This is a genomic window from Enterococcus sp. 4E1_DIV0656, from assembly GCF_002140695.1.
Classification (GTDB): Bacteria; Bacillota; Bacilli; order Lactobacillales; family Enterococcaceae; genus Enterococcus_D; species Enterococcus_D entomosocium.
Genome location: NZ_NGLF01000003.1, coordinates 26,609 through 35,701, shown reverse-complemented (window position 1 = coordinate 35,701; position 9,093 = coordinate 26,609). Strand labels below are relative to the sequence as shown.

At 36.4% G+C, this 9,093-nt stretch carries 8 protein-coding genes; all 8 read left to right on the top strand.

The genetic code is table 11. The features are described from left to right. Positions 1-188 precede the first annotated feature (188 nt). The 8 genes from A5882_RS17600 to A5882_RS17565 all read left to right on the top strand — a co-directional run bounded on the left by A5882_RS17600 (position 189) and on the right by A5882_RS17565 (position 9,068). The gene (locus A5882_RS17600; RefSeq protein WP_086373238.1) at positions 189-1,226 is read left to right on the top strand and encodes a plasmid segregation protein ParM domain-containing protein; all 1,038 of its coding nucleotides are present in this window, start codon (positions 189-191) and stop codon (positions 1,224-1,226) included. Between the two features lie 11 nt (positions 1,227-1,237). Next, positions 1,238-1,735, top strand: coding sequence for a hypothetical protein (locus tag A5882_RS17595; RefSeq protein WP_086373237.1), 498 nt, complete (start codon positions 1,238-1,240; stop codon positions 1,733-1,735). A gap of 65 nt (positions 1,736-1,800) precedes the next feature. After that, entirely contained in the window at positions 1,801-3,585 is a 1,785-nt protein-coding gene (locus A5882_RS17590; RefSeq protein ID WP_086373236.1) for an LAGLIDADG family homing endonuclease, read from the top strand. After that, positions 3,507-3,938: a hypothetical protein gene (locus A5882_RS17585; protein WP_086373235.1), complete on the top strand. Its 432-nt coding sequence runs from the start codon at positions 3,507-3,509 to the stop codon at positions 3,936-3,938. Before A5882_RS17590 ends, A5882_RS17585 begins: the two co-directional genes overlap by 79 nt. Before the next feature lie 60 nt (positions 3,939-3,998). Then, complete coding sequence (locus tag A5882_RS17580) at positions 3,999-4,205, top strand: hypothetical protein (RefSeq protein WP_139843254.1); 207 nt, start codon at positions 3,999-4,001, stop codon at positions 4,203-4,205. Between the two features lie 59 nt (positions 4,206-4,264). Beyond that, positions 4,265-5,551 (top strand): hypothetical protein, encoded by a 1,287-nt coding sequence (locus A5882_RS17575; RefSeq protein WP_086373233.1) that lies wholly within the window; start codon positions 4,265-4,267, stop codon positions 5,549-5,551. Positions 5,552-5,622: 71 nt separating this feature from the next. Next, positions 5,623-6,999, top strand: coding sequence for a hypothetical protein (locus A5882_RS17570; protein WP_086373232.1), 1,377 nt, complete (start codon positions 5,623-5,625; stop codon positions 6,997-6,999). A gap of 20 nt (positions 7,000-7,019) precedes the next feature. Continuing rightward, the gene (locus A5882_RS17565) at positions 7,020-9,068 is read left to right on the top strand and encodes a hypothetical protein (protein WP_086373231.1); all 2,049 of its coding nucleotides are present in this window, start codon (positions 7,020-7,022) and stop codon (positions 9,066-9,068) included. The last annotated feature ends 25 nt before the right edge of the window (positions 9,069-9,093 follow it).

Here is a 9,093-nt window from a genome sequence, read left to right as displayed (position 1 = left end):
CTACTTTTATTCTCGTTTAACAGTTGCTTTTTACACATGCTTTTTACACCTGTATTATTAGAGCCGCCTAAGAATTTAGCGACATTTGTTAAATGCACCTGTAATATACACCTGTATCTATTGAAATATTACTTTTAGTTTGATAGGATGTATTTATAAAAAGAAATACTATAGGAGTGAATTTTTTTATGGCCAAAAAACTAGAAGTATTCGCAGTAGATTTGGGTAACGGATTCGTAAAAGCTAAAAGTTCCGTAAGAGAACTTCTAGCACCTTCAAATTTAGCGCCTTTATCGGCAATAGGAGAGGAAGGTTTATTTGAAGACAAGAAAAGAGGAGAGACTTACCATATATATCAGCAAGCGAATGATGATGCTGAGTATGTATGGGGTACAGAGATAAGCAATCCCAATTTTATTGAACCAAACAAACTAATTGAAACTTATAAAACTCAAGCTAGATATGAACAAATGTACTTTACAATGTTGTTTGAATTTGTTCTTGCTGAATTAGCAAGTGACTTTGGAGAAACTGTAGATGTAGTTGTTGTTGCAGGACTTCCTTCATCAGAAGTAAACACTGAGCATCATGAAAATCTAGTTAAATCACTCAAACGCAAGCACTTGGTTACTCGAGATGGGGTAGACTATATCATCAATGTCAAGGCGGTAAATATAATGGAGCAGCCGTTAGGAACTGTTCTAGACATTTACATGCAAGGGAATGACCTGCATCCCGACTTTGAAGAGGATAGAATTGCTATCGTTGACTTCGGAGCAGGAACGACTATTCTTGATATCTTTCAAAGAGGGAAGAGGTTAGAAGATAGTCAAACATTCAGAGAAGGCATGAAGACCATTTATAACCAGGTGTTAAAAGAAGTAAATAGTAAAAATGCTAATTTACAAATTACAAGAACCGAAGTAGAAGAAGCCTTTAAAAACGGGATGAAAATCACGTATTCAAAACGAGAGATTATCGATATTTCAACAGAAGCTGATAGAGCAGTAACAAGATTTGTCAATGAAATGACTAACAAGATTGATGCTCAATTAACTGACAAGAATCGTATAGATGTATTTATTCTCACAGGTGGAGGCGTTAATATCGTCAAAGATAAGTTTATTAATCTTTTTGGAGTAGACCCAAAAGACATCAAAACACCTGAAAATACCCAGACAGCGGGGGTTAGTGGCTTTTATAAACTTGGTTCTTCAATGATTTAGGAGGAAGTTAAATGGCTCAAGAAACGCAAAACTTCGTATTTAATAGTGAGAAGAGTCCAGAGTTTTCTAAACTTGTTTCGGAGCTTAAAGGAGGAAAGGGTAGAGGTAAATCTACTCTTTCTAGGGACATTCAGAGGGCATTATTACTTTATCATTCGATACCTGAAGAAGTCAGACATGAGTTTACAGACTTTCAATTAACATTAGCTTATTTACAAAAATCAGGAATCGAATTAATTAACGGGGCATCGTCAGAATTTTTAGCAACTCATAAGTTTAATCAAGATTCAGTACATGTACAAAATACACCTGTAAATTACACACCTAATAATAAAGTTGAAAATGATAGCTCAGACTCAAGAGATGACGAAGACTTCGATAGAGAACCAAAATCAACTAGAGATAAAGAAACACTAAATAATCTAAAAACAAAAGCAAGCGAGGGAGACGAATCTTCAGAAAAGCTTGTAAACAAGTTTTTTACAAATTTCGATATTGGAGAAAAATAATTCCAAGTTGTTGACAAATCACACTTTAAGGGTTGTATTCAACCCGAAAGGATGTGATTTTTTTTATGTCCGAGATAGAAGACAATATTAGTTTGCATTCGACGGAGATGCTGAAAATTATGAAAGACCCAGTTAAGTGGGCCAAGCATCACCTTTCAGACCCTCCACGATGGTATCAAGAACAGATTCTTCGACATCCGCATAATCGTAAAGTGTTAAGATGTGGACGTCGTATCGGAAAATGCATAGAAGAAAATCAACGAATTCTTCTTGCGGACGGAAGATATGAAACAGTAAAAAATCTTTACGACCAGAGAGAATCATTTAAGGTAGTATCACTGGGAGAAAAACCTAAGAATGTATTTACTGAAGTATTCGAAATCGAAGACAATGGCATGAAGCCTGTATATAAAGTATCAACAAGACGAGGAAACGAAATCAAACTGACCGAAAATCACCCGTTATTAACGGTGGATGGTTGGGTAGAAGTTCAAGATTTAAATGTCGGCGAATTTGTAGCAACTCCAAAGAATCTCAGAGTGTTTGGCAGTAATGACCAAAGAAGCAATAACTTTGTAAAACTATTAGCTTATCTGTCTACTTCTTGCAAAGCCTCTGCCAATATCCTTACAATCGAAATCAAAAATGATGAGGTTTTGTCAGATATCTCCCGCATTTGTGGTGAAGAAGGGTTAGAACTTATTCAAAAGAGTCAAAAGCTCTTTTACTTGATTGATAGGTCTAAATCTAACGAAGTTATCCAGCTATTTAGAGAATCAGGTGGAAGAATTCCTTCCGAAGTTTATCAATATACTCAATTAAAATTGAGCATCTTTTTGGCCGCTATCTATGATTCTCAAGGATGGTCATTTGCTGGAGAAACTCCCGAAATTGGATATGGTGGCAGAAATAAAGATTTCCTACTCGATTTGAGTCATCTATTGCTTAGATTCGGAATAAAAGCTTCCATGGTCAATAGAATAGCAAATAAAGCCCCTTATATTCAAATGATGATTTATAAGTGCTCTGACATAGTTACTTTTTATAATGAAATAGCGCCCGAGGCTATACGCAACTATAAGGATGTTTATTTGGTTGCAATCTCAAAAGAAGATAGGCCTTTACTTATCCCACGTGGTCAATACCTTGAAAATGAAGTAGCTAGAAAGAACATTAAGCTAAGGAAATCCAGTGCAAAAACAATCCAAGAAGATAAGCTCCTTTTTTTAGGGGAAAAATACAATTCGGATATTTTAAAAGAAATTGCTCAATCTGATATATATTATGACCAGATAGTAAGTATTGAACCTCTTGGAAAAAAACAAACCTATGATGTTTTTGTTCCTGAAACTCAAAATCTTGTTGTTGAAGACTTTTATGTACATAATACCTGGACCATGATTGCACATATATTATGGGTAGCATTTACCTGTAATGGGGGCAAAAACCCTAATGGTTCTGTGTGTGTGGTAGCTACTCCGTATGATAACCAGGCTCGTCTGATATTCGATGAACTCGTTAAAAACATCGAGAGTAATGAAATATTAGCACAATCAATCAAATCCAAAACAAAAAATCCGTACTTTATAGCATTCAAAAATGGCTCCGTAATAAAACTCTTTACTGCTGGTACCAAATCAGGTAGTGAAGGTGGTAGTTTACGGGGACAAAGAGCTGACTGGCTCTACATGGATAAAACTTTGTCCCTTCATACGGTGACGTATGTCGATAACCTTGTGAATTCAGTGAAACCCGGAAAGGAAATAGTTAAATGGTTCATTTTAAGGAATACAAACCTACAGACAGAATTTTCAACTCAGATTCTGTTGATTACCCTCTACAAGCTTTGAACGAAAAATTAATAAATGATATACATAAAACAACTATTGCTTACCAAAAACCGGGCAATACTGAGCTAAGCTTAATAGGTAAACGTTGGTATTATTACGATGTTGATGGCGAAAATGTAAATTTCAATTATGATGAAATTGTTGATATAGACGATAAAAACGTGACAATACTAATGTATATTGCAAAAGATGGAGGACATGAGACCTTCTATGATGTACCTTTTACAATTAGTAAAGAAAACTACTCTAAAATGTATCCGGTACAAAGCATTTTTGCTGAACCATTATCGTCATTTCAAGAAGCATGGGCTACCTATTTTGAAAGTGCAACGACTAGTAAGCCGATTAATTAATCGCATAGGAAACAGTGTTTCCGAAGCGCAAGGCATCTCGAGAAAGGAGAAAGAATGATTATGGCAACAAAAATTCGTGTAAAGAACTTGAAATTCTCAAATAAAAATACGAAGTTATGGTATTACGATTTTCAAGGAAAAGAATTTGATTTGTTCATGGATACTAAAGCTGGCTATTTAGTAAATAGACCAGACGTCAATAAGTCCAAGTGGAACATAAAACATAACCATTCGGACCTCATTCAAGAAGATGATGATATAGTCTGAACCTCAGAGTAATCTGAGAAATGCCTAACGAGCATTGAACCAAATAGGAAGTTGACTATATGTCGGATGCGGATTTTGATACTATTTCAGCCATTGCTTTAGAAAATCCAAAAGAAATTGGAATCATGATAGCTTCTACGCCAACTGGTCGACGTGGAATGTTCTATAAAACATGTGTTGAACTGAAATTCAACCAAGACCAGCAAGTAATACCCAAATACACGCCCGAAGGATATATCTACAATCCGAAGACCTATGACAGAGAAACCGCCGAGGGATGGAAAGAGTTTTATTTCCCGACGATGGTTAACCCCAATTGGTCAGAATCTATGGAATCTGAACTAAAAAAACAATTTTCGGCTGTTGCTTATGAACACGAAGTATTAGCTGAATTCGGTTCAGAGATGATAGGTGTATTTGATAAAGATATGATAGATGAAGCAGCATCATCGAGCTATCGATTATCTCAGACACCATTGGATAGAAATGGATTAGTAGCAATCGGTGTCGACTGGGATAAATATGGGGCTGCAACTAATATAGTTGTAGTAGAGTACGACCCATATGACAAGCGACGTCCCAGACCAGAAATGGGTGAGATTGACAACGGATTTGGAAGATTTAAAGTAATTAATCGCCTAGAAGTTTCAAAAGGTGAAATGCATTATGATAAAGCCGTAAAACTCATTCAAGCCTTAGATGAACAATACAGACCATTCGCAATATATTGTGACCGAGGGGCAGGGGAATACCAGATTGAGTTACTAAGAGAAAAACTTGGTGATAAAGTAAAAGGCGTTCACTTAGGTTCCTATTACAATGTAAAAGACCCAGTAACACGTATCACAGAAAGAAAACCAATTAAACCATTCATTGTTAACCATACAAAAATCTTATTAGAACGTGGTCAATTGAGAATCCCGTCAATTGAAACTGAAGATACCATTCGAAGACAGATGACAAACTACCAAGTGGTTAGGCTTTCTTCAAAAACACAAGAGCCTGTCTTTAGCTCAACGGATGAACATAGTTTGGATGCCATGATGTTTGCTTTATTCGCATTTCTTGAGAACTATCCAGACCTTGTTAATACAATACATAAGATTAAAAAAGCAACAATCACCAGAGCCATCCCTTCTTCCATGCCCACAACATTGGACGGACTTAGACAAGCTGCTTCGGCCAGAATAAAAGGGGAATCTGACTGGGATGAACCCGGAAAACCACCTCTTCAAAAGGTCAAAGTGGGTCATACAAAATCAACGTCTGCACAAATGGGGTCAAATTGGGGAGACCGCTCACGACTTGCTAAAAGAAGGGCACCAATAAAAAGGAAATCCTGGTGATATTTAATATTGTATCAATAGCCCCGAGTTTAAAATCTTGGGGCTAATTTTTATATTCTGAGGTGATATACATGAATGAAGAGAACTCGAACTTAGTTCAAAAAACCATCAGTCCGTTAGAATACCGTCCTAATTTAGACGTGTCTACAAGCAAAGTAATCGGTGGGTTCCTTAAATCAGATACAGAGATTGAGGAATACATTCCTTCTGCATCTGATGATAAAGAAGTAGGCACTGGTCTTTTAACCGATGAGATAGAAAACTTTAAAGATATTCAGAAAACTATTAACCAAACTATTGATAACCTAAGACTCGAACTCAAGGATTTAGTCGTTTTACCAGAAGATAGTTTCTATCTAAAAAGTCTTAACGAAAGTAAAGAATCATTAGGCCTTCAAGGCAATGGTCAAATATCAATTGGGGATTACGAATATGCTCTAAACCACATAAATAATCCAAGCGGAGCCTATATAGTGGAACTTTGGGAAGAAGTGCAAGAAAGCGAACAAGGAAACTTAAAAGCTGAACTTTTTGGCGACTTAGTTGAACTTTCTATTGAATACAGCCATCTTGAAAAATATATCCAACGTTTCATAAACAAAGCCTTATTTGATGTTGCTTTAGATATGAATGAAGAAGGATGGGAACAAACTCTTTTAAAGGCAGAACAAACTCAAAAGAAACTTATGGATGAATTAAAAGAAAGGGAAACTATAGCAAAAAAAGACCTCATGGAAGCATCGCTTTTTAATTCTGATGGGATACTATCAGCAAAAGAAAATGCGTATCAAATTAGAGGTTACAAGACCCAAGTTATGAACACAGATTTGTCCATAAGAAATGCCTATCAAACAATACAAATGAAAAATATGGAAACCGAGATAATTGTTTCAGAAATCGTTTCTAATCTAGACCGAAAGACATTCATTGATAGGTCTAATCTTTTATTACCCTTGTCTTCAATTACAAAAACAAAAGAAGATATGCAGAAAGCATTGACTAGCTCAACTGTAATGCTTAAATTGGCGGTAGATTCTGAGAACAATAAAAAGAATACTATCAAAAATGAGCTTAGAAATACCTACAGTGTATCTAATAGAGATGTGCTGCTAGATGATTATGAACTAGACGAGCGATTATTCAACCAATTTGTTGCGGACTTAGAACATCGCTTTTCATTTTTCAATGGCAATCAAAACTCAGATACGACTCTGTATCTAAACAAAGTGACAAAAGGAATGACTGAGCTATACGAACTGAAAGAAACCAGAGCTCAGGAGTATTTCTCCTTGAATCAAGAAGCCGCTAATCTGAGAAGAGCAAAAATTGAGAACGTCTTTGACAAAGATGACGCTAGACAAAGCTTTCACTTCAGTAATGAACTCTTTGAGCTAGTGGATGAAAAGGGTAAACCAACTGCTGCAACATATAAAAATTATCTATCTTAAATGAGAGGTGAGCGCATAAAATGAATATCCGAGACCTTTGGGCTGCCAATCGCAATCGTATCACTAATGAGCGAAAGTATCAGCTAGATGAAGCAGGAGGCAAAAGCAGTTCTTCGAAAAGGGACCCAAGCGCAACGAGAGTGGCAAAAGTAACTCCTGCTTTAGGAGGAAACACGGGTAGTTTCGAAGAGTCTCCTGTAGATTTAGAAACTGTTTATCAAGCGTATTCTTCAGATGGCTATATTAGAAGAGCGATTGATACAGTATCAACACTAATGCTTAAAAGTGGTTACGAACTAAAGGGGCGTAATGCTGATACGTTAAATTATGTCAAAACTAGATTGAAATTGATGGAAGAAGCAACAGATATGTCATTCGATGATTTGATTACCGAATTGAGCGATAACTTTGTTCTCTTCTCAAATGCTCCAATAGTGAAAGCGAGAGGTACGGAAAATCTTGGCGGACTTCAAGCTACTGGCTATTACGGTGGAGAACCTATTTCAGGAGTCTTCCCAATTAGTCCTAGGTTTTTCCAGGTACAAAGAGATTCTTTAGGCGAAATAGAGACGTACCAAGTCGCAAGTGATGGAAGTGAAACAATCGACCTTAAACCCGAAAATGTAGGGCATTTAGTTTACCGAAGACCTACAGGAATGGCTTTTGGAGTACCCTTTTTTCAAAACGTATTAGACGATGTCTTGATTCTGCGAAATATCGAAGAAAATGTTTCTCAACTAATTTACCGAAATTTATTTCCCCTGACAACATATACGATAGGTGCTCAAAAAGAAGGCTACGAAGCAACCGATGAAGAAATAGAGGAAACTGCCCTAAAGCTTTCAGAAATGCGTTTGGATGAAATTCATGTTTTACCTGAGCGCCATAAGATTGAAACAGTCAATAACGGTAACGCAGCTATGGATGTGTCTAGTTACTTATCTTATTTCAGACAAAGAGTTTTCACAGGACTGGGAATGTCTGAATCAGTAATGGGTATAAGTGGTTCTGCTAATAAATCTACAGCAGATAACCAAAACTCGGATTTAAACGACCTCGTTAAGGACTTCCAGCGACGATTCCAATCCCAAATTCAGCATCAACTAATTAATGAGATATTATACGAGGGTGGATATGACCCCGTGTTAAACCTCGACGATGCAGTAACTTTTAACTTCATCGAAATAGAACAATCCGCCAAAATGGCCAGAGAGAATCATCAAATCAATCTTTATAATAATAACGCTATAAGCTTCGATGAACTTCGAGAAAACTTGGGTTATGACCCTTCAGACGACCTCAGTAGATTCCACTTTATGCTAAATACAACCGCAAATTCCTCATCCTCAAGTGCTGAAAACGTAGTTGATAACCTTAATCAGCCAGAAAACCAGCATGGTAAACAAGATTCTCCTTCAGATAAACAAACAAAAGAGAAAAAAGTTTCTAAAAAGGTATTGACCCAAGAACATCAACTGGTTAAATTCACGTTGTTAGAAAATCAAAAAGCTGATTCTAATCAATTAGAGTCACTATGGATTAGTATTCGTGATGATTTCAATGAAAGAATTGCGAAACAAAATTCTGTTGAAAGTGCTATCGGGTTCAGCCTCGAACTAGCTCGAGAAAAGGTTACAACAACCATTCTTTCGATAGCTTCAACATCTCTTACATCGAACCTCACTCTAACATCATCTCAAACCTACCAAGAACTAAAATCAATAAACAACTATTTACGAAGCGAAAGTGAACAAACTGTAGAACGGTTATTTATCTCACTAAAAAGTCGTCTACTCAATTTGGAAAAGAAAGAAAACCCTTCTGTCTATACAGAATCAATTTTCGGAACTTTTAGTCGTCGTATAGGTGATATCAAGGAATTTAATACAGCTTTCGGTAAAAATCTTGCTGACTGCATCAATCTTTTTGACGAAGGTCATAAACAGGTAACTATCAGTATTAATGACAGTGACTGCTCAAAATGCAAGACTCAAACTCTCACAAGAGAAGATGGCTGGTTTAAAAAAGTTCCCCCTTATCATCCTAACTGCTCGTGCTTTGTAAGTTAGTAGTTTCTTTGAAAATTAAATATAG

Bases quoted from the DNA above. Each gene is read 5' to 3' on its own strand.
- A5882_RS17590 (WP_086373236.1), top strand. From the start codon at position 1,801: ATGTCCGAGATAGAAGACAATATTAGTTTGCATTCGACGGAGATGCTG.
- A5882_RS17570 (WP_086373232.1), top strand. From the start codon at position 5,623: ATGAATGAAGAGAACTCGAACTTAGTTCAAAAAACCATCAGTCCGTTA.
- A5882_RS17580 (WP_139843254.1), top strand. From the start codon at position 3,999: ATGGCAACAAAAATTCGTGTAAAGAACTTGAAATTCTCAAATAAAAAT.
- A5882_RS17595 (WP_086373237.1), top strand. From the start codon at position 1,238: ATGGCTCAAGAAACGCAAAACTTCGTATTTAATAGTGAGAAGAGTCCA.
- A5882_RS17585 (WP_086373235.1), top strand. From the start codon at position 3,507: ATGGTTCATTTTAAGGAATACAAACCTACAGACAGAATTTTCAACTCA.
- A5882_RS17565 (WP_086373231.1), top strand. From the start codon at position 7,020: ATGAATATCCGAGACCTTTGGGCTGCCAATCGCAATCGTATCACTAAT.
- A5882_RS17600 (WP_086373238.1), top strand. From the start codon at position 189: ATGGCCAAAAAACTAGAAGTATTCGCAGTAGATTTGGGTAACGGATTC.
- A5882_RS17575 (WP_086373233.1), top strand. From the start codon at position 4,265: ATGTCGGATGCGGATTTTGATACTATTTCAGCCATTGCTTTAGAAAAT.